Source organism: Nonomuraea sp. NPDC051191, from assembly GCF_044455665.1.
Classification (GTDB): Bacteria; Actinomycetota; Actinomycetes; order Streptosporangiales; family Streptosporangiaceae; genus Nonomuraea.
This window is the reverse complement of the sequence record NZ_JBITEZ010000001.1, coordinates 521488-547550: the sequence shown is the minus strand read 5'-3', so window position 1 is coordinate 547550 and position 26063 is coordinate 521488. Positions and strand designations below refer to the sequence as shown.

At 69.1% G+C, this 26063-nt stretch carries 26 protein-coding genes, 1 tRNA gene and 1 riboswitch; of the genes, 15 read left to right on the top strand and 12 right to left on the bottom strand.

The window, feature by feature from the left end; genetic code table 11:
* The first annotated feature begins 68 nt into the window (after nt 1–68).
* Complete coding sequence (locus ACIA8R_RS02570) at nt 69–641, top strand: methylated-DNA--[protein]-cysteine S-methyltransferase (RefSeq protein WP_357693116.1); 573 nt, start codon at nt 69–71, stop codon at nt 639–641.
* On the opposite strand, the gene ACIA8R_RS02565 is transcribed toward ACIA8R_RS02570, so the two are convergent.
* The 4 genes from ACIA8R_RS02565 to ACIA8R_RS02550 form a co-directional block, all read right to left on the bottom strand.
* On the bottom strand, nt 627–2006 hold the full coding sequence (locus ACIA8R_RS02565; protein ID WP_397036102.1) for a purine-cytosine permease family protein: 1380 nt from the start codon (nt 2004–2006) through the stop codon (nt 627–629). The two genes, ACIA8R_RS02570 and ACIA8R_RS02565, sit on opposite strands and share 15 nt — an antisense overlap.
* Nucleotides 1997–2110, bottom strand: a riboswitch (TPP riboswitch). (Overlaps the previous gene by 10 nt.)
* Nucleotides 2111–2161: 51 nt before the next feature.
* Nucleotides 2162–2485 (bottom strand): rhodanese-like domain-containing protein, encoded by a 324-nt coding sequence (locus tag ACIA8R_RS02560; RefSeq protein ID WP_357693120.1) that lies wholly within the window; start codon nt 2483–2485, stop codon nt 2162–2164.
* A gap of 26 nt (nt 2486–2511) precedes the next feature.
* Nucleotides 2512–3390, bottom strand: a complete 879-nt coding sequence (locus tag ACIA8R_RS02555; RefSeq protein ID WP_357693122.1) for a DNA-formamidopyrimidine glycosylase family protein — start codon at nt 3388–3390, stop codon at nt 2512–2514.
* 37 nt (nt 3391–3427) lie between these two features.
* On the bottom strand, nt 3428–4033 hold the full coding sequence (locus ACIA8R_RS02550) for a TenA family protein (RefSeq protein WP_357693124.1): 606 nt from the start codon (nt 4031–4033) through the stop codon (nt 3428–3430).
* 22 nt (nt 4034–4055) lie between these two features.
* Between ACIA8R_RS02550 and ACIA8R_RS02545 the strand changes: the two genes are divergently transcribed.
* Complete coding sequence (locus ACIA8R_RS02545; RefSeq protein WP_397036099.1) at nt 4056–4703, top strand: GPP34 family phosphoprotein; 648 nt, start codon at nt 4056–4058, stop codon at nt 4701–4703.
* 46 nt (nt 4704–4749) lie between these two features.
* Here the strand turns inward: ACIA8R_RS02545 and ACIA8R_RS02540 are convergent, their stop codons facing one another.
* The gene (locus ACIA8R_RS02540) at nt 4750–6009 is read right to left on the bottom strand and encodes an LCP family protein (protein WP_397036097.1); all 1260 of its coding nucleotides are present in this window, start codon (nt 6007–6009) and stop codon (nt 4750–4752) included.
* A 244-nt stretch (nt 6010–6253) separates the two neighbouring features.
* Between ACIA8R_RS02540 and ACIA8R_RS02535 the strand changes: the two genes are divergently transcribed.
* Nucleotides 6254–7600: a hemolysin family protein gene (locus tag ACIA8R_RS02535; RefSeq protein ID WP_364083345.1), complete on the top strand. Its 1347-nt coding sequence runs from the start codon at nt 6254–6256 to the stop codon at nt 7598–7600.
* Nucleotides 7597–8643, top strand: coding sequence for a hemolysin family protein (locus ACIA8R_RS02530; RefSeq protein ID WP_357693132.1), 1047 nt, complete (start codon nt 7597–7599; stop codon nt 8641–8643). The genes ACIA8R_RS02535 and ACIA8R_RS02530 overlap by 4 nt, the downstream gene beginning before the upstream one ends.
* On the opposite strand, the gene pdhA is transcribed toward ACIA8R_RS02530, so the two are convergent.
* Entirely contained in the window at nt 8613–9692 is a 1080-nt protein-coding gene (gene pdhA, locus ACIA8R_RS02525) for a pyruvate dehydrogenase (acetyl-transferring) E1 component subunit alpha (RefSeq protein ID WP_397036095.1), read from the bottom strand. The genes ACIA8R_RS02530 and pdhA overlap by 31 nt on opposite strands.
* Nucleotides 9693–10073: 381 nt before the next feature.
* A tRNA-Leu gene (locus tag ACIA8R_RS02520) sits at nt 10074–10156 on the bottom strand.
* Between the two features lie 198 nt (nt 10157–10354).
* Here ACIA8R_RS02520 and ACIA8R_RS02515 point away from each other — a divergent pair.
* The 7 genes from ACIA8R_RS02515 to pknB all read left to right on the top strand — a co-directional run bounded on the left by ACIA8R_RS02515 (nt 10355) and on the right by pknB (nt 19071).
* On the top strand, nt 10355–11095 hold the full coding sequence (locus tag ACIA8R_RS02515; RefSeq protein ID WP_125640997.1) for a DUF3662 and FHA domain-containing protein: 741 nt from the start codon (nt 10355–10357) through the stop codon (nt 11093–11095).
* Nucleotides 11096–11112: 17 nt separating this feature from the next.
* On the top strand, nt 11113–11583 hold the full coding sequence (locus ACIA8R_RS02510) for an FHA domain-containing protein (RefSeq protein ID WP_357693136.1): 471 nt from the start codon (nt 11113–11115) through the stop codon (nt 11581–11583).
* Complete coding sequence (locus ACIA8R_RS02505; protein ID WP_357693138.1) at nt 11580–12878, top strand: Stp1/IreP family PP2C-type Ser/Thr phosphatase; 1299 nt, start codon at nt 11580–11582, stop codon at nt 12876–12878. Before ACIA8R_RS02510 ends, ACIA8R_RS02505 begins: the two co-directional genes overlap by 4 nt.
* Nucleotides 12879–14297 (top strand): FtsW/RodA/SpoVE family cell cycle protein, encoded by a 1419-nt coding sequence (locus ACIA8R_RS02500; RefSeq protein WP_357693140.1) that lies wholly within the window; start codon nt 12879–12881, stop codon nt 14295–14297.
* On the top strand, nt 14294–15754 hold the full coding sequence (locus ACIA8R_RS02495; protein ID WP_357693142.1) for a penicillin-binding protein 2: 1461 nt from the start codon (nt 14294–14296) through the stop codon (nt 15752–15754). The genes ACIA8R_RS02500 and ACIA8R_RS02495 overlap by 4 nt, the downstream gene beginning before the upstream one ends.
* A 21-nt stretch (nt 15755–15775) precedes the next feature.
* A complete protein-coding gene (locus ACIA8R_RS02490) occupies nt 15776–17146 on the top strand; it encodes a protein kinase (RefSeq protein ID WP_397036091.1) in 1371 nt (456 codons plus the stop codon).
* A gap of 83 nt (nt 17147–17229) precedes the next feature.
* Nucleotides 17230–19071 carry a Stk1 family PASTA domain-containing Ser/Thr kinase gene (gene pknB / locus ACIA8R_RS02485; protein ID WP_397036089.1) on the top strand — a complete coding sequence of 614 codons (1842 nt, stop codon included), beginning with the start codon at nt 17230–17232 and terminating at the stop codon, nt 19069–19071.
* Nucleotides 19072–19244: 173 nt separating this feature from the next.
* On the opposite strand, the gene ACIA8R_RS02480 is transcribed toward pknB, so the two are convergent.
* From ACIA8R_RS02480 to ACIA8R_RS02470, 3 genes are read right to left on the bottom strand one after another with little or no spacing between them, the layout of a single operon-like run.
* Complete coding sequence (locus tag ACIA8R_RS02480; RefSeq protein WP_357693148.1) at nt 19245–19817, bottom strand: gamma-glutamyl-gamma-aminobutyrate hydrolase family protein; 573 nt, start codon at nt 19815–19817, stop codon at nt 19245–19247.
* Nucleotides 19814–19972, bottom strand: coding sequence for a hypothetical protein (locus tag ACIA8R_RS02475; RefSeq protein WP_364083357.1), 159 nt, complete (start codon nt 19970–19972; stop codon nt 19814–19816). The genes ACIA8R_RS02480 and ACIA8R_RS02475 overlap by 4 nt, the downstream gene beginning before the upstream one ends.
* 1 nt (nt 19973) lies before the next feature.
* A complete protein-coding gene (locus tag ACIA8R_RS02470) occupies nt 19974–20597 on the bottom strand; it encodes a class E sortase (RefSeq protein WP_357693152.1) in 624 nt (207 codons plus the stop codon).
* Between the two features lie 144 nt (nt 20598–20741).
* On the opposite strand from ACIA8R_RS02470, the gene ACIA8R_RS02465 reads away from it, so the two are divergent.
* Nucleotides 20742–20987: a cell division protein CrgA gene (locus ACIA8R_RS02465; RefSeq protein WP_357693154.1), complete on the top strand. Its 246-nt coding sequence runs from the start codon at nt 20742–20744 to the stop codon at nt 20985–20987.
* A 34-nt stretch (nt 20988–21021) separates the two neighbouring features.
* Here the strand turns inward: ACIA8R_RS02465 and ACIA8R_RS02460 are convergent, their stop codons facing one another.
* Together ACIA8R_RS02460 and ACIA8R_RS02455 are read right to left on the bottom strand one after the other, a co-directional pair.
* On the bottom strand, nt 21022–21885 hold the full coding sequence (locus ACIA8R_RS02460; protein WP_357693156.1) for a rhomboid family intramembrane serine protease: 864 nt from the start codon (nt 21883–21885) through the stop codon (nt 21022–21024).
* A gap of 109 nt (nt 21886–21994) precedes the next feature.
* The gene (locus ACIA8R_RS02455; RefSeq protein ID WP_357693158.1) at nt 21995–22531 is read right to left on the bottom strand and encodes a peptidylprolyl isomerase; all 537 of its coding nucleotides are present in this window, start codon (nt 22529–22531) and stop codon (nt 21995–21997) included.
* A gap of 219 nt (nt 22532–22750) precedes the next feature.
* On the opposite strand from ACIA8R_RS02455, the gene ACIA8R_RS02450 reads away from it, so the two are divergent.
* The 3 genes from ACIA8R_RS02450 (at nt 22751) to ACIA8R_RS02440 (ending at nt 25475) form a co-directional block, all read left to right on the top strand.
* Nucleotides 22751–23188, top strand: a complete 438-nt coding sequence (locus ACIA8R_RS02450; protein ID WP_357693160.1) for a hypothetical protein — start codon at nt 22751–22753, stop codon at nt 23186–23188.
* 101 nt (nt 23189–23289) lie between these two features.
* Nucleotides 23290–23895: a hypothetical protein gene (locus tag ACIA8R_RS02445; RefSeq protein ID WP_397036085.1), complete on the top strand. Its 606-nt coding sequence runs from the start codon at nt 23290–23292 to the stop codon at nt 23893–23895.
* A gap of 38 nt (nt 23896–23933) precedes the next feature.
* A complete protein-coding gene (locus ACIA8R_RS02440) occupies nt 23934–25475 on the top strand; it encodes a recombinase family protein (protein WP_397036083.1) in 1542 nt (513 codons plus the stop codon).
* Nucleotides 25476–26063 lie beyond the last annotated feature (588 nt).

The window sequence follows — 26063 nt, the reverse complement described above, 5'->3', positions numbered from 1 at the left end:
GTCTGACGGGCGATCCGTCCGATACGCTGCGCTCACGAAGATTCCGGTGGCTGAAACGGGTGAGAGGCATGTCGAGCAGCGACCTCGATGCCCTGCTGAGAGTGACCTCCAACACCTACAAGGGCGAGGGCCCGCCGCACATCGCGTTCGGCACCTACGACGGCGCCGTGGGCAGGCTGGTCCTGGCGGTCACCGGGAAAGGCATCGCGGCCTGCAGTTTCGAGTCCGAGAACGTCGTGTACGAGCGGGTGGCCAAGGAGGTCGGCACGTTCATCGGGCCCGACGCCCGCCGTCTCGACCCGGTGCGCCGGGAGCTCGACGCGTACTTCTCCGGGCGGCTGCGCACGTTCGCCACGCCGGTCGACCTCGCGCTGGCCACGCCGTTCGCCCGTAGCGTGCTGCAGAAGACCATGGCCGTCCCCTACGGCACGACCACGACGTACGAGGAGATCGGCGCGAGCATCGGACGGCCGCGCGCGCTGCGCGCGGTCGGCAACGCGGTCGGCGCCAACCCCGTCTGCGTGATCGTGCCCTCCCATCGGGTGGTCCGTGAGGACGGCGAGCTCGGCGACTACGCCGGAGGCGTGGCCGCCAAGCAGCACCTGCTCAACGTCGAGCGCCGCGTCTCAACGGCCCGCTGACCGGCGCAGGCCCCTGGTGAGCCCACCGGTCAGCCCACCGGTCAGCCCACCGGTCAGCCCACCGATCAGCAGGGTCACCAGGGCGGCGACGAGCGCGCCGCCGAGCGCGCCGTTCATCCACGTCTCCCGTGTGAAGCCGACCGCGTCGCGGGCGGCCGCCCAGAAGTCGTCCCAGCCGGCGACGGTGGGCGTCGAGGTGGTGAACCAGTAGGCGGCGAAGCCGAGCGCCCACGGCAGCAGCATCAGCCAGCGCGAAGGCGCGTCCTCGGCGGTGTTCCAGCGGGCGGCGCCGCCGAGCACGAAGTAGTCGACGGCCAGCACCGCGAACATCGGCACGAACACCGCGCCGATCACGCCGAGGAACGCGCCGTAGGAGGTGACGTCCACGACCAGGGCGATCGCGGTGGTGAGCACGCCGATCGCGGTGGAGACGACCCGCCGGTCGACCTTCGGCATGAGGTTCTGGAGCGAGACGGTGGTGGAGTAGACGTTGGCGAAGGACTGGTCGGTCTCGCGCAGCACCAGGATGCCGAAGAACAGCGCGCCCAGCGGCGCCACGACGAACGGCTGGAACACGACCATGCCGTCGGCCTGGACCGCCTGGGCGCCCGCGATGGCCACCGCGTACACGCCGAGGGCCAGGCAGGCCACCTGGGCGACGGTGTAGCCGCCGACGACGCCGGTGAAGGCGGCCCGGCTGGAGCGCGAGTGCCTGGCGAAGTCGGCGGCCATCGGCACCCACGACACCGATAGGGCGATCACGTAGTCGACGGCCGGGGCGAAGGCCGTCCACGACCCGCCCGTGTACGTCGGCGCCTCGCCCAGGAACGACACGGTGAACCAGATCAGCGACACGATCACGCCGACGGTCACGTACCGGCGCAGCAGCCTGATCGACCCGAGCGGCCAGACGGCCAGCGCGGTGGTCAGCACGCCCGCCACCACGACCCACATTTGGTACGGGACGTCCCCGAAGATGGCGTTCGCGGCCTTGGCGATCACCCAGAGCTCGAAGGCCCCCCAGCCGAGCATCTGCACGATGTTCAGCACGGACGGGACGTACGACATCTTCGCCCCGAACAGCCCGCGCAGCAGCACCATCGCCGGCCGCCCGGTCTGCGTGCCGGGAATGGCCGACAGGCCCACCATGGCGGTGCCGATGAGGCTGCCGACCACGGCGGCCGTGAGCGCGGCCACGAGGCTGAGCGGCGCGCCGCCCAGCGGGTCGATCAGGATGAGCGCCCCGGAGAAACCGAGGAGGCTGACGCCGAGGTTGGCCCAGAGCGCGCCCTGGTCGAGGACGCCGAGGGTCTTGGGGGGCGCGCCGTCAAGGGTCAGCGGTACTTCGTCGACGACATGCGTCATCGCACACTCCCTACGCCGGCATTACCCGGACAGGTTCAGGCGGTCGGCAGCGGCTGTGTTACTGCCCTCTCAGCCCGGCACCCCGAGCTCCCGCGACTATGCAGTTGGCGCCCTCATCATGCCTCAATGGCGGCAGAACCGCCACAGTGGGGCATTCAGGCCACGAACGGCTGCTGTCCGGTCTCGCTGACCATCGGACGGCGGGCGAACTCCCACGACTGCATGCCGCCGCCCACGTTGACGGCGTCGCGCCCGAGCTGGTTGAGCCACGCCGTGACCTGCATCGACCGGCCGCCCACCCGGCACACTACGTAGACGGTGCGGTCGGCGGGCACCTCCTCGACGCGGCCCTGGATCTGCGACATGGGGATGTGCACGGCCTCGGGGGCGTGGCCGGCCAGCCATTCGTCCTGTTCGCGGACGTCGAGCAGGTAGGCGTCGTCGGGAACGGCGGTGGCCTCGATCTCTGGAACGGTCATGCTTCCATCATCCCGCGCCCCGGACCCTACTTGAGCAGGCGCGACATCCGCCGGTCGGCCAGCGGCCTGCCGCCCGTCTGGCAGGTCGGGCAGTACTGGAGCGAGGAGTCGGCGAACGACACCTCGCGGATCGTGTCGCCGCACACGTCGCACGGCTGGCCCGCCCGGTTGTGCACGCGCAGCCCGGACTTCTTCTCCGCCTTGAGGTCCTTGGCCGCCAGCCCGTGCGCCCGCTCCACGGCGTCGTGCAACGTCGTCACGATGGCCTCGTGCAGGTCGGCGATCTGCGCGTCGGTCAGCGTCGCCGCGATCTTGAACGGCGACATCCTGGCGGCGTGCAGCACCTCGTCGGAGTAGGCGTTGCCGATGCCGGCGATCACCTTCTGGTCGCGCAGCAGGCCCTTGATCTGGGCACGGTTGCCGCCCACGATGCGCTTGAGCGCCTCGACGGTGAAGGCGTCGTCGAGCGGGTCGGGGCCCAGGGCGGCGACGCCCGGGACGTCCTCCGGCTTGTCGGTGACGTAGACGGCCAGCCGCTTCTGCGTGCCGGCCTCGGTCAGCTCGAACCCGGGGGCCAGGCCGTCGTCGTCGGGCGCCAGCCGTACGCGTACGGCCAGCGGCCCCTTGCCCGGCCGCACCGGCCGCGCGCCGGACAGGTCGTCACGCCAGCGCAGCCAGCCGGCGCGGGCCAGGTGGATGATCAGGTGCAGGCCGTCGCAGTCGAGGTCGAGGAACTTGCCGTGCCTCGACACGCCCGTGACGGTGAGCCCGCCGAGCGCGGTGACCGGCGGGTCGAACGTCTTGAGCGCCTGGAAGGCGACGACGTCCACGCCCGCGATCGAACGGCCGACCGCCCGCTCGCGCAGGAAGTGGGTGAGCGACTCCACTTCGGGAAGTTCCGGCATGCCACCAGGGTATGGCGCGCGCCGGGCCGTCACGCGACTACGGCACGTCCCAGAAGGCGAGTTCGTGGGCCATGCCCTCGGTGAACAGCGCCTCCGCCCGTACAGGATCGGGGTCGGCCTCGTCGATCATCTGCCCGATCCGTACGGTCAGCGCCGCGAAACCGGGATCGGCGTACGTGTCCACCCAGGCCCGGTAACGCGGCTCGGCGGGCGGGTTCTCCGCAAGGATCTTCCCAAGACTCGAATATCCCCACATGCACGGATAAAGCGCGGCCAGCCCCTCCCCATAAGACCCCGCCGCCTCCAACAGGAACGCCGTGTACGCCACACACGCCGGCCCCTTCACCGCGTTGTCCAGGTCGGCCCCGAACTCCGCCGACAACGACCGATGCAGGCGCAACTCGTCGTGGTACGTCGCGTGCGCCAGATCCACCAGGTCCCCCAGATGCCCGTCCGGCGCCTGCCAGGCCAGCCTGGAGAACACCCGCACGTAGTCGAGCAGGTACAGGTAGTCCTGCTCCAGCCAGGACCGGAAGACCGGCTCCGGCAGGTCGCCACGCCCGATCCCGGCCACCGTGGGATGGTCGAGCTGCGCCTGGAGCAGCGGACGTCCGATCGCGTGAAGTTTTTCCGAAATGCTCATGCTGGGAGGTTAGTGTCGAGGCATGACCGTGACGATCGCCGAAGAACTCCTCCTGCTCGCCTACAGCGAGGAGGAAGGCAGGCAGCTCATCGGGGGCATCCAGCTCGACCCCGCGCTCGGCGGCGCGATCCTCGCCGAGCTGGCCGCCGCGGGCCGCGTGGAACTGGCCGACGACAAGGTGACGGTCAAGGACCCGGCCCCGCTGGGCGACGAGGAGCTCGACGCCGCCCTCGCACGCATGGCCGAGGACGGCAAGGCCAGGAAGCCCGCGTGGTGGGTGCAGCGGTTGCAGTCGGGCAAGCTGCGCTGGCGGCTGCTCACCAGGCTCGCCGAGTCGGGCGTGCTGGCCGAGGAGCGCAGGAAGGTCCTGGGGATCTTCCCGACCACCCGCTGGCCGGAGTCCGACCCTCAGGTGGAGGCCGACGTGCGCGAACGCGTGACGGCCGTCCTCACCGGCGCCGAGCCCGACCAGCGCACGGCCACCCTGATCGCGATCATGTACGCGGCGAAGCTCGACCTCAAGGCGTTTCCCGGCGCCGACCGCGGGCGCGTCAAGGAGATCGCCGAGGGCGAGTGGGCCGGCCAGGCGGTCGCCAAGACGATCAGCGCCATCACGGCGGCCGTCATCCTCACCACCACCACCGCCGCGACCGTCGCCGCCACGAGCTGATCCGCAGTCCTGTGAGGCGCGCCGGGAGCGCGCCTCAGGGGACGGGTCAGCCCGCGTCCACGATCTCCTTCGGCACCGGCTTGTCGGCCTTCAGGGCGTCGAAGAGGGCCAGCGCCTTGAGCCGGTCCCACTTGACCGCCGCGCCGCCGCCCGCGACGATCTCGTTCCCGCCGAACGGCACCACGGTCGTGACCGGGCTGTCGCCCATGGCCAGCCCCAGCGAGAGCATGTCGAACGCGCCCGTGCTCGAGTCCACCTCGACGGCGTCCGTGGCGCTCATGGCCAGCGGGATCGACGTGAACGGGTTGATCAGCACACCGGGGCTGGCGGCCTTCTTCACCACCGCGCCGAGGAACTGCCGCTGCCGCTTGGTGCGCTCGAAGTCCGGCAGCGCGCCGCCCTTGCGGGTGCGCACGTAGCCGAGGGCCTGGGAGCCGTTGAGCACCTGCTTGCCCTTCTTCAGCTTGAGCCCGGCCTTGGGGTCGTCGACGTCGGCCCGGACGTTGATCTCGACGCCGCCGACGGCGTCCACGATGCCCACGAACCCGGCGAAGCCGATCTCCATGTAGTTGTCGACGTGCACGCCGGTGACGGTCTCGACCGTGCGCACCAGCAGCTTCGGCCCGCCGGACGCGTACGCCGCGTTGAGCTTGTCGCGCCCCCGCCCCGGGATGGTCACGGCCGAGTCGCGCGGCAGGCTGACCAGGGTGGGCTTGTCGCCGTTGTCGGAGATGTGCAGCAGCATCATCGAGTCGGTGCGCTGCCCGACCGCGCGCCCGGTGGCCAGCTTCTTGCGCTGGGCCGCGGTCAGGCCCTTGCGGCTGTCGGAGCCGACCAGCAGCCAGTTGGTGCCGGGTGTGTCGGCGGGACGGCCCTCGTACTCGTCGAGCACGCCGTCGATGCCCGCCAGTCTGGAGTCGACCCAGAAGAACAGGCCCACGGCCGCCACCAGGAGCAGCGCGACCAGGCCGGCGACGATCTTCAGCACGGTCCCGCCGCGCACCCGTGGCCTTCTGGGCCCGCGCGGCCCCTCCGGCGTGGGCTCGTCGTCCGACGACCTGAGCGGTTTGACCGGGCTGTTCCCGGCGCGCTCCCGCCCGTAGACCTTGCCGCCCGATCTGGGAGGCGGCGGGGACTGCTGCTCGTCGGAGTAGGCGGGCAGCTTGTGGGTGGGCGCGTTCGGCACGCCCGGCGGAACCTGGTGGGCGGGTGCGCCACCGGAGCGGGGACCGTCGCCGGGCCTCGGTGGCAGCGGGCGGCCGTCGCCCGGCGAGCGCATGGCCCGCGTACGGTCGTCCTCAGACACTTCGCCTTCTTCCCTTCGATTTGCCATAGACGCTACGTCCAACCCCCTTGCAGTGAAGACATCTCACCAAGTTTCTCCCACGGACAAGTACACAGAACTAGCGGAGAGTCACTGCGGAAACATAGACGCGGACTGCGTCGTTAGCGTTATGGACGACCTCTATCGAAGGGATGATCGTGTCCGCTCCGGACTCGTGGAGTCTTGGCCCGTGCCTCGGCACGGGTTCCTCTGAGGGCTCACTCTGGTGAGCGCCTATCTCGGCCTGCTGGCCCTTTTCCTCCTCACCGCCGCCACCGGCTACTTCGTCGCCCAGGAGTTCGCCTTCGTCGCCGCCGACCGGGGTCTCCTGCGCGAGCAGGCCGCCGCCGGTGACCCCGCAGCCGAAAAGGCACTGCAGGTGACCTCCCGGCTCTCGTTCATGCTCTCGGGCGCCCAGCTCGGCATCACCGTCACGGCCCTGCTCGTCGGTTTCCTGGCCGAGCCCGCCATCGCCGTCCTGGTACGGCCCTGGCTCGGCACCACGGGCCTGCCCGACGCCGCGATCACGGGACTGTCCGTGGCCGCCGGTGTGTTCGTGGCGACCGTGGTCCAGATGGTGCTCGGCGAGCTGGCGCCGAAGAACCTCGGCATCGCCAGGCCCGAGACCGTGGCCAAGTTCCTGGCCGGGTCCACGCTGGTCTACCTGGCGGTCGTGGGGCCGGTCGTCAAGCTGTTCGACTCCGCCGCCACCGGGCTGCTGCGCCGCGTCGGCATCGAGCCGGTCGAGGAGGTCGAGCACGGCGCGACCCCGGAGGAGCTGTCCCGGATCATCGAGGAGTCGACCCAGGCGGGCGAGCTGCCCCCGAGGCTTTCGGAGCTGCTGGAGCGCGCCCTGGAGTTCGGCGACCACAACGCCGAGGAGATCATGGTGCCGCGCCCCCGCGTGGTGGCGCTGCGCGACTCCCAGCCCATCTCCGACCTGCTTGAGGTCATGCGCGAACGCGGCCACTCCCGCTACCCCGTGGTCGGGGACGACGGCGACGTGGTGGGCGTGACGGGCGTGCGCGAACTGCTGGAGTCCGGCCTGGACGAGGGCCTGGTCGGCAGCGTCACCCGTCCCGCGCTGCTGGTGCCCGACTCGTTGCCGCTGCCGGCCGTGCTCGACCGGATGCGCGCGGCCAACGACGATATCGTCTGCGTCATCGACGAGTACGGCGGCCTGGCCGGCGTGCTGACCGTCGAGGACCTGGCCGAGGAGCTGGTCGGCGAGCTCGTCGACGAGAACGACCCCGAGCCGGCGGGCGCCGTCGAGCGTCCCGGCGGCGTCTGGGAGGTGCCCGGCTGGCTCAGGCTCGACGAGGTCGAGCGCGCGACCGGCGTCGCGCTGCCGGAGAGCGACGACTACGACACCCTCGCCGGCCTGGTGCTGGCCCGGCTGGGCCGGATGCCCGACCCCGGCGACGTGGTGACCGTCCCGATCGAGGGGGACACCGACCCGTTCGCCGACGACGCGGCCGAGCACCTGGCGGAGCTGACCGTCATGTCGCTCAACCGCCGGGTCCCCGAATGGGTGCGGCTCGCGCCCGTGCAGCACGCGGAGGCGTCCCGATGACGATGATCCTCATCAGCCTCGCGCTGCTGTTCTTCAACGCGCTGTTCGTGGCCGCCGAGTTCGCGTTCGTCTCCGCCAGGCGGCACCGCCTTGAGGAGATGGCCTCGGGCGGCAACCGCCTGGTCAGGGTCGCGGCCAAGTCGGCCGTGGGCGGCGGGCGTCAGCTCTCGCTCATGCTGGCCGGCGCGCAGCTCGGCATCACGCTGTGCACGCTGGGCCTGGGCCAGGTCACCGAGCCCGCCATCGAGCACTTCCTGGAGCCGGCCTTCGCGGCCGTCGGCGTGCCGGAGTCGTTGCGCATGCCGATCGCGTTGACGATCGCGCTGGCGCTGGTGACGTTCCTGCACATGGTGGTGGGCGAGATGGCGCCCAAGTCGTGGGCGCTGACGCACCCCGAGCGGGCGGCGCTGGTCCTGACGCTGCCGTTCCGCGGGTTCACGCAGCTCATGCGCCCGCTGCTGTCGTCGCTGAACGCGCTGACCAACCTCATACTGCGGCTGTTCGGCGTGCAGCCGCGTGACGAGCTGGCCACCACCCGCACTCCCCGGCAGCTCGCCATGCTGGTGGGCGAGTCGGGCCGGATGGGCCTGCTCGACCGCGAGGAGCACGACCTGCTCACCCGCGCGCTGCGGCTCCAGGCCGAGGGCATCGAGCGCCTGATGGTCCCGATCGACCGAGCCGTCAAGGTGCTCCCGACCGCCGGAGCGGCCCAGATCAGGGCCAGGGCGGCGGGCAGTGGCCACCTGCGGCTGCTGGTGGGCGGCCCCGCCGGGATCGAGGGCGTCCTGCACGCCCGCGACGCCCTCCTGCAGCCCACGCTGACGGCCGGGGAACTGGCCAGGCCGCTGCCGAGGCTCGCCTGCGTCACACAGGTCCCCGAGGCCGTGACGGCCCTTCAGGAAGCCCGTGCGCACCTGGCGCTGGTCACCGGCCAGGGCGGCGCGGTCATCGGCATGGTGAGCCTCACGGACCTGCTGGGCGAGCTCCTGGACACCAAGGCCGCCTCGCGCGCCTACTCCCCGGCGGCGAACCCGTCGAGGTAGGCGGCGTGCTGGGCCCGCTCGGACTCGATCAGCGCGTGCGGCTCGGCGTAGACGTGCTCGAACATCGCAGAAGGGACGGGGTCGGGCAGTTCGAGGCAGCGCCTCCGCAGCTCGGCCCCGATCTTGGCGGCGTCGGCCTCGACCTCGTCGAAGAAGTCCTCCCCGGTGCCGGCCGCGGTCAGGTACGCCCTGACCCGCTCGATGGGGTCGCGCCGCCGCCATGCCTCCACGTCGTCCTTGGCCCGGTAGCGGGTGGGGTCGTCGGAGGTGGTGTGCGCCCCCATCCGGTACGTGAACGCCTCGACGAGCGTGGGCCCCTGCCCTGACCGCGCGTCCGCCAGCGCCTTGCGGGTGACCGCGAGGCAGGCCAGCACGTCGTTCCCGTCGACCCGGACGCCGGGGAAGCCGAAGCCCTCGGCCCTGCGGTACAGCGGGATGCGCGACTGGCGTTCCTGCGGCTCGGAGATGGCCCACTGGTTGTTCTGGCAGAAGAACACGATCGGCGCGTGGCAGGCCCCCGCGAAGACGAACGCCTCGTTCACGTCGCCCTGGGACGTGGCGCCGTCGCCGAAGTAGGCGATGGTCGCCCCGGCCTTGTCGGTGCCGATGACGCCGTCGCGCTGCATGCCCATCGCGTATCCGGTGGCGTGCAGCGCCTGAGTCCCGATCACGATCGTGTAGAGGAAGAAGTTGTGCCGGGCCGGGTCCCAGCCGCCGTGGTTGACGCCCCGCCACATGGCGACCACGTCGAGCGGGTCCATCCCGCGGCAGTAGGCGACCCCGTGCTCCCGGTACGAGGGGAAGACGGCGTCCAGATCGCCGACGGCGCGCCCGGAACCGACCTGGGCGGCCTCCTGACCGAGCAGGGACGTCCACAGCCCCAGCTCTCCCTGCCGCGCGAGCGCGACGGCCTCGGAGTCGATCCGCCGGACGACCACGAGATCCCGATAAAGACTGCGAATCTCATCATCCGAGATAAGCAACGGATATTCCGGATGCTCCACGCGCTCGCCGGAGGGCGTGAGCAACTGAACCATCGAGTCATCCATGAGCGGCAACCCCCCTGAACGGAACCCAGCGGCCACAGTTTGCCGTAGCCCCCAGGATCACCCGAACCCGCCCACCAAACCAATGTGACCTAAATCACGCAAGCCACGCGAAAGCCCCCTGCAAGGACCCCGACCTAAAGTCGTTTGAGCCACGTCACAAGAAAGAAACCACAGGACCCTTGCGAACCAAGACACGGTACGAAACGGTGGGCCAGTCCAAAAGAGGCGAGAGGGCAACCACCATGAACGGGGGCCCGGAAGAGAATCCCCCGAAGCTTGTCCCCCTGGGGGTCCGGGGGTTATCCCCCGGGCAGATATGACGAGGGGACCCGAGGAAGCCGACCTGTAAGGCCGGCGACCAAGGATCCCCTAGTCACCAAGTGGGCGAGGAGGGATTTGAACCCTCACGTCCTTTCGGACACACGGACCTGAACCGTGCGCGTCTGCCGTTCCGCCACCCGCCCGTTTGTGGGTGCGGAGAAACAGTAGCACGGAACAGCCACTGGTACTGAACCCGGATACGATCGCAGAAGACACGGAAGCGGAGGAGCTGGGCGCGACTGGCAACGAGCGTCACGACGCCGCCACGTGGGACGAGCGGAAACCGGGCGCCGGAAGCGTCTGGGGCCGCGATCATATGCAGGGAAGAAGGGAGGTACCCGGTGGGAGTCCTTCAGCGCTTCGAGCGAAGGCTCGAAGGCTTGGTTGAGGGGGCCTTTGCGCGGGCGTTCAAATCTGACCTTCAGCCGGTCGAGGTCGCCAGCGCGGTTCAGCGGGAGATGGATGAGCGGGCGGCGATCGTCGCACAGGGCCGCACGCTCGTGCCCAACGACTTCGTGGTGGAGCTGTCCACGACCGACAGCGAGAGGCTTGAGGTCTACGCCGACAGCATCAGCCACGAACTGGCCAACCTCGCCAGGGAGTATGCCAAGGAACAGGGCTATTCCTTCGTGGGACCGGTCCGGGTGCGCTTCGAGACCGCCGGAGACCTGGCTGTGGGCCTGTTCCGCATCCGGTCGGGCGTCATCCGCGGCGCGACGGTCGAGCAGGACGAGATCCGCCAGCCGGCGAGCGACCTGCCCCCGTCCAGGCCCGGGGCCTTCAACGGGCGGCCCAGGCTGCTCGTCTCCACCCAGGACGACCCGCAGGGCGACCGCTCCTACGAGCTCACCACGCCGGTGACCTTGCTCGGCAGGGGCACCGACTGCGATCTTCGTCTTGTCGATCCGGGAGTGTCGCGGCATCATGCGGAGCTGCGCGTCGAGGGCCAGCTCGTGGCCCTCGTCGATCTCGGTTCGACGAACGGCACCTTCGTCAATGGCCAGCCGGTACGCAGAATCGAGCTCCAGAACGGCACGCGAGTGACGCTGGGACGCACGACTCTGGTGTTCCGGCGCGATTAGGGGTAGACAGACGGTCCATGTCCGAGCTCACGCTGCTGCTGATCCGGCTCGCCTTCCTGGCGGTGCTGTGGTTCTTCGTCATTGCCGCAGTCGGCGTGATCCGGACTGACTTGTTCGGTTCACGCACGGCTCCCGCGGGCCCACGGAAAGCCGTGAAGCCCGCCAAACCGGTGGCCAAGCCCAAGAGCAAGAAGGGCGAGCCACGCCAGCTCATCGTTACCGGTGGCCCATTGCAGGGCACCACCATTAACCTCACGGAGACGCCCATCACCATTGGCCGGGCGAACGACGCCACGCTGGTAGTCAGCGACGACTACGCATCCAGCCGGCATGCCCGGCTCTTCCCTCAGGACGGTCAGTGGATCGTGGAAGATCTCGGTTCGACCAACGGCACGTATCTCGACCGCTCGAAAGTCACCCGTCCGACCCCGGTGCCGCTCGGTGTTCCGATCCGTGTCGGCAAGACAGTCATTGAATTGCGCAAATGACCATCGCACTCCGCTACGCCGCCCGCTCGGACGTCGGCCTCCTCCGCGAAGGGAACGAGGACTCGGCGTACGCTAGCGGCCGCCTGCTGGCCGTCGCCGACGGCATGGGCGGGCACGCACACGGCGAGGTGGCGAGTTCTGTCGCCATCGCCGCCATGGCCTCTCTGGAAGAGGCCCAACAGGGGGGTGACCTGCTCAACGCCATCGAGGCAGCGGTACGCGACGCCAATCGCCGGCTGCACGAGATGGTCGGGCGGGATCCCAGCCTCAAAGGCATGGGCACGACGCTCACCGCCATGCTCTGGAACGGCACCCAGGTCGCCCTGGTGCACGTGGGCGACTCGCGCGCCTACCTCCTGAGACGCGGCGAGCTCTACCAGATCACCCATGACCACACCCTGGTGCAGCAGCTCGTCGACGACGGGCGCATCACGCCCGAAGAGGCGGCCACGCACCCCCAACGATCGATCCTGCTGCGCGCCCTCGACGGCAGCGGCGAGGTCGACCCCGACCTCACGCTGCGCGAGGCGCAGGTGGGCGACCGCTACCTGCTCTGTTCCGACGGCCTGTCGGGCGTGGTGAGCGCAGAGACATTGCACGCCACGCTCACCAACATCGACGACCCCGAAGAGGTGGTCCGCCAGCTCATCGATCTGGCGAACCGGGGCGGCGGGCCCGACAACATCACGTGCGTGCTCGCCGACGTGCTGGAGATCACCGACGGCCAGGAGGTTCCCGCGGAGCCCGCGGTGGTCGGCGCCGCGGGGATGACCAGGCTACGAGGAGGCGCCCCGGAGACCCAGCCGGGGCGAGTGAGCGCGGTGACCGCACCCCAGCCGGCGATCACCGACGGCGACGACTTCGATGAGCCGGTCGCGCAGGCGACCCGGCGTTCGGGGCGGCGTCGTCGTGTGTGGCCCGTGCTGGTCACCGTGCTCGGGGTGGGCGTCGTCGCCTTGGGCGCCGGCGGTTACCTCGGATGGCAGTGGACCCAGGACCAGTTCTTCGTCGGTGCCAGGGGCGACGAAGTGGTCATCTTCCAGGGGATCAAGCAGGAGGTGGGCCCGATCGAGTTCTTCCACGTGGAGAAGCGCACGGGCCGTCCGCTCTCCAAGCTGTCCCCGGCGGACCAGGCCCTGATCAAGAGCGGCATCCCCGTCACCGACGTCGACGAAGGCGTGACGAAGATAAACGGATTGAAGTTCTCCCAGGACGACAAGGGCGACACGGGCGACACGACCTCCACCACGGCCACGTCCCCGACGCCCTCCGCCACCAAGACGAAATCGCAATAAATGGCAGAAATGCTCGCGACCCCCGTCCCGATGCCGGCCAAACGGCGGATGGCCCAGCTGGTCCTGCTCGCCTTGGCGGTGCTGATCATCATGGGCGCCTACGCCAACGTCGGCCTGGCCGTCGACGGCAAGGTTCCCGCCGGCATGCTGGCCTACGGGCTGGGCCTGGGCGGCCTGATGCTGGCGGCCTACCTGGTGCTGGCCAAGTTCGCACCGTGGGCCGACCCGCTGATCCTGCCGCTGGTGACGCTGATCAACGGTCTCGGGCTGGTGATGATCTACCGGCTGGAGTCGGCCGACATGGGCGGCGCCTCCACGACCAACCAGATCATGTGGACCGGGGTCGGCGTCGTGATGTTCTCGATCACCCTGGTCGTGCTGCGCGACCACCGCATGCTGCAACGCCTGACGTACACGGCGGGCGCGGTGGGCCTGGTGCTGCTGGCGATCCCGGCGCTGCTGCCCGGCTCGCTCAGCGAGGTGCAGGGCGCGAAGATCTGGATCCGCATCGGCGGCTTCTCCATCCAGCCGGGCGAGTTCGCCAAGCTGGCGCTGGTGATCTTCTTCGCCGGCTACCTGGTGGCCAAGCGTGACGTGCTGGCCCTGGCCGGGCGGCGGTTGCTCTTCATCGACCTGCCGCGGGCCAGAGACCTCGGCCCGGTCCTGGTCACCTGGGGGCTCAGCCTGCTGGTGCTGGTCTTCGAGAAGGACCTGGGCACCTCGCTGCTGGTGTTCGGCACGTTCATCGCGATGCTCTACATCGCCACCCAGCGCACCTCGTGGGTGCTCATCGGCATCCTGCTCTTCGTCGGCGGCGCCTTCCTCGCCGGGCAGGTCTTCGACCACGTCGGCGCGCGTTTCGCCGCCTGGCTCGACCCCAGCAACCCGGTCTTCTTCGGCACGGCCCCCGTCTGCCTGGAGGACCCGCCGGGCGACCCGATGTGCAGCAAGAGCTACCAGATCATGCAGGGGCTGTTCGGGTTCGGCGCGGGCGGCATCCTCGGCACCGGGCTCGGCCAGGGCCACCCCGACCTGATCCCGCTGAGCTTCTCCGACTTCATCTTCGCCGCGACCGGCGAGGAGCTCGGGCTGACCGGCCTGATGGCGCTGCTCATGCTCTACGCCCTGCTGGTCGAACGCGGCCTGCGCACCTCGCTCGTGGCCCGCGACCCGTTCTCGAAGCTGCTGGCGGGCGGCCTGTCGTTCATCCTCGCCTGGCAGGTGTTCATCATCGTCGGCGGCGTGACGAACCTCATCCCGCTGACCGGCCTGGTCACCCCGTTCATGTCGCAGGGCGGCTCGGCCCTGCTGGCTAACTGGATCCTTATCGCGCTCCTGGTACGCATGTCAGACGCGGCGCGACGGCCCCCGCCCCAGGCGATCCAGAACGAAGGACTCACCCAGGTGTTCCAGCGATGAACAGCACTCTGAAGCGCGCGGCCGTGGCCTGCCTGGTCATGTTCGCGCTTCTGATGATCAACGTGAACATCCTCCAGGCGGTCCGGGCCGACGACTACCGCTCCAACCCGAGCAACCGCCGCAACTACTACGAGCGCTACGCCGTCGAGCGCGGCCGGATCACCGCCGGCGGCAAGGTGATCGCCCAGTCGGTGGAGACCGACAACAAGAACTTCCGGTTCATCAGGAAGTACGCCGACGGGAAGCTCTACGCGCACGTCACGGGCTACTTCTCGCCCGAGAGCGCGAGCGCGATCGAGGGCACCCAGAACAAGCTGCTCGACGGCTCCAGCGCCGACCTGCTGCTGCGGCGGAGCATCGACCTGTTCACGGGCGAGCCCACCAGGGGCGCGAACGTCGACCTCACGATCAACCCCAAAGCGCAGAAGGCGGCCTACGACGCGTTGCGCTCGAGCGGCAAGCGCGGCGCGCTGGTGGCGCTCGACCCGAAGACCGGCGGAATCCTGGCGATGGTGTCGCTGCCCACCTTCGACCCCGCCGAGCTGTCGGGCACCGACAAGGGCAAGGTGTTCGGCCGCTACAACGAGCTGGACAAGGACAAGAGCCAGCCGCTGCTCAACCGGGCCATCGCCCAGACGTACCCGCCGGGGTCGACGTTCAAGGTGGTGACGGCGGCGGCGTACCTGGAGGACGACTCCTCGCGCGGCCCGAGCACCACCGTCGAGGCGCCGCAGCGGCTGCCGCTGCCCAACACCACCATCAGCCTGCCCAACTACGGCGGCGCGGCCTGCGGCGCCGGCCAGGTGCAGCTCGTGTACGCGCTGGAGAAGTCCTGCAACACGCCGTTCGCCAAGATCGGCATGCAGCTGGGCTACGACAAGCTCAACGAGCAGACCGAGAAGTTCGGCATGGGCAAGCAGATCGGCGTGCCGATGTCGGTGGCCCAGAGCGACTTCGGCAGCAAGTACGACGACGCGGCGCTCGCCATGGCCTCGATCGGCCAGCGCGACAACCGGATGACGCCCCTGCAGATGGCCATGGTGGCGGCCGGCATCGCCAATGACGGCAAGGTGATGAAGCCGTACCTGGTGAACAAGATCACCGACTCCAAGAACGACGTCATGGAGGAGGCCAAGCCCGAGGAGCTGACCGAAGCGGTCAGTTCCGAGACGGCGGGCAAGCTGCGCGACATGATGGTGAGCGTGGTCAACAACGGCACGGCCAACCTCGCGCAGGTGCCGGGCGTCCAGGTGGCGGGCAAGACCGGCACCGCGGAGACGGCCGACGGCGCGCCGCCGCACGCCTGGTTCATCTCCTTCGCGCCTGCCGAGGACCCGAAGGTGGCGCTGGCGGTCATCGTCGAGTCCGGCGCCGCCAACGTCGGCGCGGAGGCCACGGGCGGCCACACCGCCGCCCCGATCGCAAAGGCTGTGCTGGAGGCGGTGCTGAACAAGTGAATGACGGTAACGTGCTGGGTCATGCGGCTCCGTAACCGCTATCTCCTGCTCTCCCGCATCGCCACGGGCGGTATGGGAGAGGTGTGGCGCGCCCGTGACGAGCTTCTGGGCCGCGAGGTCGCGGTCAAGATCCTGCGCAGCCACATGCACGCCGACCCCACGTTCCGCGAGCGCTTCCGCAACGAGGCGCGCCTCACCGCCGCCCTGGCCGACCCCGGGGTGGCCCAGATCTTCGACTACGGCGAGCAGAGCGACCTGGCCTACCTCGTGATGGAGCTGGTGCACGGCGAGCCGCTGTCGGCCATCCTGGCGCGCAACGGCGCGCTCGGGCCCGAGGTGGCGCTCGACGTGGTGCACCAGACCGCCAAGGCGCTGCACGCGGCCCACTCCTCCGGGATCATCCACAGGGACGTCAAGCCCGGCAACCTGCTGGTCACCCGCGAGGGCACGATCAAGGTGACCGACTTCGGCATCGCCCGCGCCCTGGAGGCCGCGCCGGTGACGCAGACCGGCACGGTGCTCGGCACGGCCCAGTACGTCAGCCCCGAGCAGGCCCAGGGTTTCCCGCTCACCCCCGCGACCGACCTCTACTCGCTGGGCGTGGTGGCCTACGAGTGCCTGGCGGGCCACACGCCGTTCCGGGCCGACAGCCAGGTGGCGATCGCGCTGCTGCACCTCAACGAGCAGCCGCCGCCGCTCACCGCGGACGTGCCCGTCCCGGTGCGCGATCTGGTCATGACGCTGCTGGCCAAGGAGCCGGGGATGCGTCCGGCCTCGGCGCTGGAGGCGGCCGACCGGGCGTACGTGCTGCGCCAGTCGCTGGTCGAGGGCGTCGAGCAGGGCGCCGTCCTCAGCATGTTCACCGATCCCGCGGGTTTCCGGGTGCGCGAGCCGGCCACGGAGGACCAGCAGGCGACCGAGAACCTCGCCCCGGCGACGACGGTCCAGAGCCCGCCCGAGCCGCCGGCCCGCAGCCGCCGCGGCGCGAGGACGCTGGCGCTGGTCGCCACGGCCGGCTGCGTGGCCGCGGTGGGCCTGAGCGCGATCACGTTCGCCAATCGCGATACGACGCCGCCGCCGCTTCCGGAGATCGCCGAACCCAGCCACTCCCCGATGCAGTCGCCTGAGCTGCTCAGGCCCACGCGGGCGAAGAAGCACACGCGCCGACCACCCGCGCTTCCGGTGAAGTCGACGCGGCCGGTACCCTCGCGGTCGGCTACGGTAAGCAAGTCGGCTGCACCTACGAAGAAGCCGTCACCGAAGCCAACCCCGACCACCCGTACCCCGACTCCCACCCCCACCACCCCAACGCCCAGCAGGACACCGACAACTCCGACACCAACCGCTTCGCCGGACCCGGGTGGTACAAACCCGCCGCAGGAGGAGACGTGATGCGCTACGGGGTCGATGATGGACACCGGCGGCCCCCCGAGCAGGCCGGTACCCAAGATGAACGGTAAGGGACAGTGCAGGAAATGACTCAGCCTCGGCTACTCGGAGGTCGTTACGAGCTCGACGGTGTCGTCGGGCGCGGCGGCATGGCCGAGGTGTATCGCGCCCGAGACATCCGGCTGGACCGCATAGTCGCGATCAAGACCCTCCGCTCCGACCTGGCGCGCGATCACACCTTCCAGGCCCGTTTCCGCCGTGAGGCGCAGTCGGCGGCCTCGCTGAACCACCCCGCCGTCGTCGCCGTCTACGACACCGGCGAAGACGTCACCGACGGCACCCCCGTGCCCTACATCGTGATGGAGTACGTCGACGGCAGGACGCTGCGCGACCTGCTGCGCCAGGACCGGCGGCTGCTGCCCGAGCGGGCGGCCGAGCTGGTCGACGGCATCCTGCGCGCGCTCGACTACAGCCACCGCGGCGGCATCGTCCACCGTGACATCAAGCCGGCCAACGTGATGATCACGCGCGCCGGCGACGTCAAGGTGATGGACTTCGGCATCGCGCGCGCGATGGCCGACTCGGCCGCCACCATGACCCAGACCGCGCAGGTGATAGGGACCGCCCAGTACCTGTCGCCCGAGCAGGCCCGCGGCGAGCGCGTCGACGCCCGCAGCGACATCTACTCCACCGGCTGCGTGCTGTACGAGCTGCTCACCGGCCAGCCGCCGTTCACCGGCGACTCCCCGGTGGCGATCGCCTACCAGCACGTCCGCGAAGACCCGATCCCGCCCTCGCAGATCGACCGCGAGATCCCGGCGTGGGCCGACGCGATCGTGCTCAAGGCCATGGCCAAGGACCCGGCCCACCGCTACCAGAACTCCGGCGAGATGCGGGCCGACATCCAGCGCGCCATGTCCGGCATGCCGGTCGACGCGCAGACGATGGCGATGACCGGGAACTTCAACCAGGGCACTCGCATGATGACCGCCACCCAGGCGGCCCAGGGCCCGGCCACGCAGCGCACCGGCGCGATCCCGCCGTACGAGTACGAGGGCGGCGACGGCGGCAGCCGCGTGGGGCGGCGCAGGGCGTCCGGCGGCGGTGGTGGCAACGCGCTCAGGACCGCGCTGTGGATCGTCATCCCGCTGCTGGTCATCGGCGCCTTCGTCACGGTCGGCTACCTGGTGTTCGGCACCAAGGCCACGCCCACCGACGCCGGGATCCCCATCCCGGCCCTGGCCACGCAGAAGCTGGAGCCCGCTCAGCGCGCGCTCATCGGCCTGGGCCTGAAGCCCGAGGTGGTGCAGGAGGCCAGCGACGAGTTCGGCAAGGGCACGGTGATCAGGACCGAGCCCGCGGAGGGCGAGAAGGTCGACAAGGGCGCCACGGTCAAGCTGTTCGTCTCCAAGGGCAAGGAGAAGGTCGCCGTCCCCGACGGGCTCATCGGCATGACCACCACGGAGGCGATCAAGGCCCTCGACGACGTCGGGCTGAAGGGCGTGGTCAAGACCAAGCAGTCCAGCAAGCCGCAGGGCAAGGTCTTCGAGACCAAGCCGGCGGCCGGCACCGAGATCGAGAAGGACGCCAGCGTCACCCTCTACGTGCCCTTCGAGCTGACCGAGCTGCCCGACGTGACCGGCTACACCCAGCAGGACGCCACCGCCACGCTCAAGGGCGCCGGCTTCAAGGTGAAGGTCTCGCCGCAGGCCAACGACCAGGCCGAGGGCACGGTCATCCAGCAGAACCCGCCCGCGGGCCAGAAGCTGATGCCGGGCACGACGATCACGATCGTGGTGTCCACCGGTCCCGAGACGGCTCCGCCGCCCACCAACGAGCAGCCGACCCAGCAGCCGACCGACGACCAGACGGACTTCCCGTCCGACGAGCCGACCGAGGACAACCCGATCGGCGACGACGAGTTCTGACGGCTGACGAAGCACGACGGGCCGCCTTTCCCCACGGGGAGGGCGGCCCTCGTCGTTCTCCCGGAAGGGTTCCGCGGCGCCGGCCGTCCAGGGGCGGGCGCGAAGAGCGCCCCCGCCGCTCGGGGGCAACGGCGGGGGCGCTCATTTGGTAGTCGCTCTGCGCGAGCCGGGCGTTACACGATCCCGCGCAGCCAGTTCCCCAGCAGCCGGTGGCCGTGCTCGGACAGCACCGACTCGGGGTGGAACTGAATCCCTTCGATCGGCGCGTGGCGGTGGCGCAGGCCCATGATGACCCCGTCGTCGGTGCGGGCGGTCACGTCGAGGACCTCGGGGACGGTCTCCGGCAGCACGGCGAGCGAGTGGTAGCGGGTCATCGGCACCGGCGACGGCAGGCTCTCGAAGACGCCCTTGCCGTCGTGGAACACCGGGCTGGTGCGCCCGTGGACCAGCTCGGGCGCGCGGGCCACGGTGGCGCCGAAGGCGACCGCGATGGCCTGGTGGCCGAGGCAGACGCCGAGCAGGGGCGTGCCGCGCTCGGCGGCGCGCAGCACCAGAGGCACGCTCACGCCGGCCGCCTCCGGCGTGCCGGGCCCCGGGCTGACGAGGACGCCGTCGAAGCCGTCGCCGTCGCGCACGCCGACGACGTCGCGGGGGCGGACGTCGCAGTCGGCGCCCAGGACGCGCAGGTACTGGACGATCGTGTGGACGAAGCTGTCGTGGTTGTCCACGACCAGCAGGCGGGTCATCTTCTTACGGTCACCTCGTCGAGCGTCACCGCGGGCTCCAGGAGCGGGAACACGGCATACCAGAGTACGACCCCCACGACCACGACCAGCAAGGCGGCCGTCAGCACCTTGGTACGGGGGTCGCCGGGCAGGTTGCGCCAGATCCAGCCGTACATGTCATTCCTTTCTGAGCTCGGTCTTCTTGAGGACGCCGTACACGATGAGGCGTTGGGCGGCGGAGTACTCGGGGTGGCAGGTGGAGAGGGTGATGTACGCGCGGATGGGGCGGATGTCGGGCTTGCCGGGCACGGGGGCGAGCACGTCCACCTCGGTGGGCTCCACGATGTCCTGGGAGGTCACGCGGTAGGTGTAGCGGGCCTCGGGGGCGTCCACGATGATCTCGTCGCCGCGTTCGAGCTCGTCGATCTCGTTGAACGGGGCCGCGTACGTGGTCCGGTGGCCCGAGAGCACGAAGTTGCCGATCTGGCCGGGCATGGCGCTGTCGGGGTAGTGTCCCGGGCCCTTCTTCAGGTGCTCGGCGTCCACGCCCTCGACGATGGCGTACCGGTAGTCGTGGCCGAGTCTCGGGATGCTCAGCATGGCGACGGCCTTGCCGAGCTCGATCTTGTCGATGCGGCCGCGGTCGTGCTCCGCCTTCTCGGCGGCCAGCTCGCGCTGGAGCAGCAACTGCTGGCTCTTGGTGTAGGCGCCTGTGCCCCAGAGCAGGTAGGCGCAGAACAGCATGAGGACCAGGCCGGCGGTGATGCTCAGCTCCCCCACGGCCCGGAAGATGGACCGCATGTCGTCAGCGTATTCGTCACATCTCCCGACGCGGGGGATCGCCATGGCGTGCGCGTGGCGACTATCCTGGGGCACGCTTCAACTACGCTTAACGAAGAGCCTGTGGACGATCCGGAAGCCCAGGCCCTCAGCAGGAGTTACCCAGTGCCCAAGTCCAAGGCTCGCAAGAAGGCGGTTTACACGCCGCCGCAGAAGTCCCAGCAGATCAAGGTCAGCCCGCGCTGGCTGGCGCCCACCATGGTGGTGTCGTGGATCATCGGCATCCTGTGGATCGCGATCTACTACGTCGCCCCGCAGGCGCCCTTCTTCAGCGACCTCCAGAACTGGAACCTGCTGATCGGGTTTGTGTTCATCATCTTCGGTGTGGTTCTTTCCACCCGCTGGCGTTAGTTCTTTCCACAGTCTTTTCCACAGCCTGGGGAAGTCAGATCGAGCTCAGGATCGCCGAGGTCCGGGCCATCACGAGCACGGCTAGCACGGCCAGCGCTCCCACGATCGCCAGCACCTGCCACAGGGTCCTGTTGTTCTTGGGGGCGTAGGCCATCGCTCCCGCCAGCAGCGAGCCGGTGATCAGGCCGCCGACGTGCCCGGTCCAGCTGATACCGGGGAACACGAAGGTGATCACCAGGTTGATCACGATGAGCATGGCGATGCCGCGTACGTCCATGTTGAGCTTGCGGCTCACCACGAAGATGGCGCCGAACAGGCCGAAGATGGCTCCGGACGCGCCCACCGTCGGCTGGCTCAGCGGGTCGAGCCAGAGGCTGAGCGTGCTGCCGCCGACGGCGCTGATGAGGTAGAGCGACGCGAAGCGCACGTGGCCGAAGGCGCGCTCCAGGTAGGGCCCGACGACGTAGAGGGCCCAGCAGTTGAACAGGATGTGGAAGACGCCCGCGTGCACGAACGCGGCGCTGACCAGCCGGTAGTAGTCGCCGAGTACCGCCACTCCGGCCGGCCACATCTGCAGCGTGCCGGTGACCGTGGGCATGACGTATTGGGCGCCGAAGACGAGGACGTTGAGGGCCAGGATGGCCCAGGTGACGTACGGCGTGCTGACGACCTGGCCGCCGAAGGTGGAACGGGCCTGGCGGAAGCCCTGGTTGCCCTGGGCGACGCATTCGGGGCACTGGAAGCCCACGGCGGCGTCGCGCATGCAGTCGGGGCAGATGGGCCGGTCGCAGCGCTGGCAGCGGACCCAGGTCTCCCTGCCGGGGTGCCGGAAGCACGTGGGGACCGCCTCGGCGGGCTGCTCGGGCTGCGAGGGCGGGCTGGGCGGCTGGCTGGTCATGTCCAGAGCCTATGACGTACCAGACCCAGCTGTGTGCCGTCGATCAGGGGTTCTGGGGCTTCCCCAGGGGGCGGGACCCGAGAGTGGCCCGCCCCCCGCAGGGATCGGCTCAGCCCTGTACGCGCTCGATGGTGACCGACTCCAGGACGACTTCCTGGACGGGCCGGTCGCGCCGGTCGGTGTCGGTCTTGGCGATGGCGTCGACGACCGACTGGCCCTCGACGACCTCACCGAAGATCGTGTGCTTGCCGTTGAGGTGCGGCGTGGGCACGACCGTGATGAAGAACTGCGAGCCGTTGGTGCCCTTGCCGAACCGCACGCCCGCGTTGGCCATGGCCAGCAGGTAGGGGCGGTTGAAGTAGAGATCCGGGTGGATCTCGTCGTCGAACTCGTAGCCGGGGCCGCCGATGCCCTGGCCGAGCGGGTCGCCGCCCTGGATCATGAAACCGGAGATGACCCGGTGGAAGACGGTCCCGTCGTACAGACGGGCGGTGCTCTTCTCGCCCGACTCCGGATGGGTCCACTCGCGGGTGCCCTCGGCGAGCTCCACGAAGTTCCGGACGGTCTTCGGCGCCTGGTTCGGGAAAAGCTCGACCTTGATGTCGCCGCGATTGGTCTTCAAATTAGCGATCAGCTTCTCAGCCACGAGACAGCTGCCCCCCTCTATGTACAGGGTTGTATGTGATGTCCTGAGGAATATGGCCGTTCGGCCTCCTCGGCCATCCTCCCATGGACCGCCATGATTGAGCCGCCTTGTCCAGGGAAGGTCAAGCGCGGGGCCCCAACGACAGGGGAGGTTGTCGTGTCCCTGACACTGAAGAGACGCCGCGTGGTAATAGAGGTACCCGCCACGTGGATGGGCCGAATGAAGGCCCAGGCCGTCAAGACCGGCCATCGCATGGCGCCAATGGCGGACCAGGCCAAGGTGGCCACCGCCCAGCGCATCGAAGACGCCCGTTACTGGGCGGCGCCTAGGCTCGACGCCGCGGCGCACGGGTTCGAGGATCAGGTCGCCCCCAAGGTCAGCAGGATGCTGACGGCGGCGGCCAAGCGAATCGACCCGAAACCGTCCCGGTCACGGCGGTGGCCGACGATGGTGCTGCTGACCGGTCTTGCGGTCGGCGCGATCGGTTACATGGCCTACCGCCGCAACGCCCAGCAGTGGACCGAGCACATGAAGGACTCTGCCTCCGATGCGTCACGCTGGGTCAGCGAGAAGGCGGACAGGTCCGCGCAGTCGGCGGACCGGATGGCGTCCAACGTGCAGAACAAGACGGATCAGGCGTCCCACCACAGGCCCTGATCCGGCTCGAAAGCGCGCCCCCGCTCTCGTGAGAGCGGGGGCGCGCTTCGTGTTCCACCGGCCTGTTGACGGCGAACCAAGCGCTTGTTACAACTCCGGGCATGGCGCTGTCACCGCTCGACGATCACCCCGTGCACCAGACCGCCCAGGTCATGCGGCACGTCGCCACCTCCGACCGCAACTTCTACGACCGCTACTACTTCAACTGCCACGCCGGCACCGACGAGCTCATGCTGATCGTCGGCCTCGGCCAGTACCCCAACCTCGGCGTCACCGACGCCTTCGCCTGCGTACGGCACGGCGACCTGCACCGCGTCGTACGCGCCTCGCGCGAGCTGGGCCCCGACCGGATGAACACCGGGATCGGCCCGTTCCGCGTCGAGGTCGTCGAAGGGCTCAAGCGGCTCCGTGTGATCCTGGAGCCGAACGAGCATGGCCTGTCCTTCGAGCTCGACTGGGAGGGGACGATCCCGGCGACCCTCGAACCCCGCCATTTCCTGCGATGGCAGGAGCGGGTCATGTTCGACTCGGTACGGCTCGCCCAGACCGGCCGCTGGACGGGCAGCATCACCATCGGCGACCAGGTGATCCCGGTCACCCCCGACCGCTGGCTCGGCACCAGGGACCGCTCCTGGGGCGTCCGGCCGGTCGGCGAGCCCGAGCCGCCCGGCATCCAGGCGAACAACTCCGGCACGTTCTACTGGTAGAAGGGTTCTTAGACAGGTCTTTCGCAGAGGAGCCCCCGATGCAGAAGCTCGCCGCCCTGGCCCCCGGCATGATCCCCGTCGTCTCGTACGCGCGAATCTCCTCGGACAACCGCAAGGACGAACACGGGATCAAGGACCAGCACAAGATCAACCACAGGACGGCGGCCAAGCACGGCTGGATGGTGGTCCATGAGTTCGACGACAACGACAAGTCCGCAGCCAAGGCCGACGTCTACCGCGACGACTTCGAGACCATGCTGAAGGCCCTGCGCAAGGGTGAGATGAACGACGGCAGACCGATCCGGGGCGTGGTGGTCGTCGCCGACGACCGGCTGATCCGCCGTCCTGGGGACTATGAGCGCTTCGTAGAGGCATGCACGTACCACGACGGCTTCGTCTTCGCGGACGAGAAGCAGACCAAGAACCTCTACAGCGAGGACGTGGAGAGCATGGGCCTGTTCGGGGCCGTGATCTCCAAGATGGAAGTGCGGAAGATGCAGCGTCGCATGCGCAACTCTCACCGGGCACGGGCCGAGAGCGGCATACCGGTTGGCGGCCCCCGCCCCTTCGGCTGGAAGGCCGATCGCCTGACGCTCGACCCCATCGAGGCCGCCATGCTACGGAAGGCCGCGCTCGACTTCATCGGCGGCACCTCGCTCCACTCGATCGTGACGAAGTGGATCAGTGAGGGGGTGACCACTCCGCGTGGCAAGCGGTGGCGGACGGACACTCTGAGCCGGACGCTCACCAACCCCCGGCTCTGTGGCTGGCGCAGCCTGAACAACGAGATCGTGATGGGCGAAGACGGCGAACCGGTCGTCGGCCACTGGGAGCCGCTCCTCACACCTCAGGAATGGCAGGCCGTTCAAGCGATCATCGATGGACGCCGGGGCCACGGCGTGAACCGTGACGGAAGCGTCGGGGCTCCGCTGCTGCACGACGCCCGCGAGAACCGTCACCTGCTCACCGGCATCCTTCGCTGCGGGAAGATCTTGGAAGACGGGCGGTTGTGCAACACGCCTCTCAAGGTCAGCACGCAGGCGTCCAGCGGGCGCTACAGCTACCAATGCCCATCCAAGGCCAAGGGCGGCTGTGGAGGTCTCGGGCGACGCGGCGATCTGGTGGACCTGTACCTGTCTGAGACCGTGCTGGCCAAGCTCGAAGAAGCGAAGATCAGGACCGTACCCACGTCCGTGACGTGGCCGAAGCAGGCGGAGCTGGCCGAGGCGGAAGAAGCAGTGGATCAGCACGTCCACGAGTTCATGGTCAACAAGAGCATCAGCAGGACGCTGTTCTACCGGCTGCTGCCCGACCTGGAGACGGAGCGGGACAAGCTCCGGGCCGAGAAGGCCAAGTGGGAAGGGCAGACGACCACTCGCCGGGTGCGTGCGCAGACTGACGTGGACGAGATCCGGCGCCGCTGGTACCTGACCGAGGAAGAGGGTGGGCTACCAATATCACGCAAGAGGGCATACGTCCGCGAGGTCCTTCATGCGGTAATTGTCCATCCGAGCGGCAAGACAGGGCGTGCACCATTCAACCCGGACCTGCTTGAGCCGATCCCACGCGAGGACGTCTAGGACGTCATTCAGTCACCCGAAGGGCTCTCACCTTACCCATAGGTGACAGCCCTTCTACTTTCCACATGACACGAAGGGAAACGCGGACTTCTACGGACCTCAACGGACTCGCTGGGACGCTCCCGGACTTCTGCACTACAGGAACCATGACCTGCGCTTATTCGTTGTTCAGTGGTAGATCTGGATACATCAAGGCCACCCGATGAAGGAGACGAAGCAGGCAAGGACCGGAACGCGGCAGACACGGCGTGAACCAGCTACCGGGCTAAGACACACAAAACACTTATTGCCGTTCCGCTGGAGGGACCCGGCCCAGCGGTAGGCCAAAGACAGGCACGCCACCCGGTATAGAAGAAGGCCGCGCAAAAGACACTCACACTCCAAATTCTTGCTGGCACAGGGTTTATCAGGTCGCACTGTGACCTCTCCCTGTGCCTGCGCGTGCCCGTCCCGTCAGGCGGTGGCTCCCTTCGGCGAAAGGAGTCCACCTGCTACCTCAAAACCTGGTTCCGCACCTCAAGCTTGCTCAGGAGTGGGGCAGGCGAAAGGCGGCGGAACTGCCTGAGTGGTCCCCCGAGAAGTGGCGGC

What these genes read in the sequence shown, in the direction of transcription:
- ACIA8R_RS02570 (WP_357693116.1), top strand. Translation starts at nt 69, where the DNA reads ATGTCGAGCAGCGACCTCGATGCCCTGCTGAGAGTGACCTCCAACACC.
- ACIA8R_RS02565 (WP_397036102.1), bottom strand. Translation starts at nt 2,006, where the DNA reads ATGACGCATGTCGTCGACGAAGTACCGCTGACCCTTGACGGCGCGCCC.
- ACIA8R_RS02560 (WP_357693120.1), bottom strand. Translation starts at nt 2,485, where the DNA reads ATGACCGTTCCAGAGATCGAGGCCACCGCCGTTCCCGACGACGCCTAC.
- ACIA8R_RS02555 (WP_357693122.1), bottom strand. Translation starts at nt 3,390, where the DNA reads ATGCCGGAACTTCCCGAAGTGGAGTCGCTCACCCACTTCCTGCGCGAG.
- ACIA8R_RS02550 (WP_357693124.1), bottom strand. Translation starts at nt 4,033, where the DNA reads ATGAGCATTTCGGAAAAACTTCACGCGATCGGACGTCCGCTGCTCCAG.
- ACIA8R_RS02545 (WP_397036099.1), top strand. Translation starts at nt 4,056, where the DNA reads ATGACCGTGACGATCGCCGAAGAACTCCTCCTGCTCGCCTACAGCGAG.
- ACIA8R_RS02530 (WP_357693132.1), top strand. Translation starts at nt 7,597, where the DNA reads ATGACGATGATCCTCATCAGCCTCGCGCTGCTGTTCTTCAACGCGCTG.
- pdhA (WP_397036095.1), bottom strand. Translation starts at nt 9,692, where the DNA reads ATGGATGACTCGATGGTTCAGTTGCTCACGCCCTCCGGCGAGCGCGTG.
- ACIA8R_RS02510 (WP_357693136.1), top strand. Translation starts at nt 11,113, where the DNA reads ATGTCCGAGCTCACGCTGCTGCTGATCCGGCTCGCCTTCCTGGCGGTG.
- ACIA8R_RS02505 (WP_357693138.1), top strand. Translation starts at nt 11,580, where the DNA reads ATGACCATCGCACTCCGCTACGCCGCCCGCTCGGACGTCGGCCTCCTC.
- ACIA8R_RS02500 (WP_357693140.1), top strand. Translation starts at nt 12,879, where the DNA reads ATGGCAGAAATGCTCGCGACCCCCGTCCCGATGCCGGCCAAACGGCGG.
- ACIA8R_RS02495 (WP_357693142.1), top strand. Translation starts at nt 14,294, where the DNA reads ATGAACAGCACTCTGAAGCGCGCGGCCGTGGCCTGCCTGGTCATGTTC.
- ACIA8R_RS02490 (WP_397036091.1), top strand. Translation starts at nt 15,776, where the DNA reads ATGCGGCTCCGTAACCGCTATCTCCTGCTCTCCCGCATCGCCACGGGC.
- pknB (WP_397036089.1), top strand. Translation starts at nt 17,230, where the DNA reads ATGACTCAGCCTCGGCTACTCGGAGGTCGTTACGAGCTCGACGGTGTC.
- ACIA8R_RS02480 (WP_357693148.1), bottom strand. Translation starts at nt 19,817, where the DNA reads ATGACCCGCCTGCTGGTCGTGGACAACCACGACAGCTTCGTCCACACG.
- ACIA8R_RS02475 (WP_364083357.1), bottom strand. Translation starts at nt 19,972, where the DNA reads ATGTACGGCTGGATCTGGCGCAACCTGCCCGGCGACCCCCGTACCAAG.
- ACIA8R_RS02470 (WP_357693152.1), bottom strand. Translation starts at nt 20,597, where the DNA reads ATGCGGTCCATCTTCCGGGCCGTGGGGGAGCTGAGCATCACCGCCGGC.
- ACIA8R_RS02460 (WP_357693156.1), bottom strand. Translation starts at nt 21,885, where the DNA reads ATGACCAGCCAGCCGCCCAGCCCGCCCTCGCAGCCCGAGCAGCCCGCC.
- ACIA8R_RS02450 (WP_357693160.1), top strand. Translation starts at nt 22,751, where the DNA reads ATGAAGGCCCAGGCCGTCAAGACCGGCCATCGCATGGCGCCAATGGCG.
- ACIA8R_RS02445 (WP_397036085.1), top strand. Translation starts at nt 23,290, where the DNA reads ATGGCGCTGTCACCGCTCGACGATCACCCCGTGCACCAGACCGCCCAG.
- ACIA8R_RS02440 (WP_397036083.1), top strand. Translation starts at nt 23,934, where the DNA reads ATGCAGAAGCTCGCCGCCCTGGCCCCCGGCATGATCCCCGTCGTCTCG.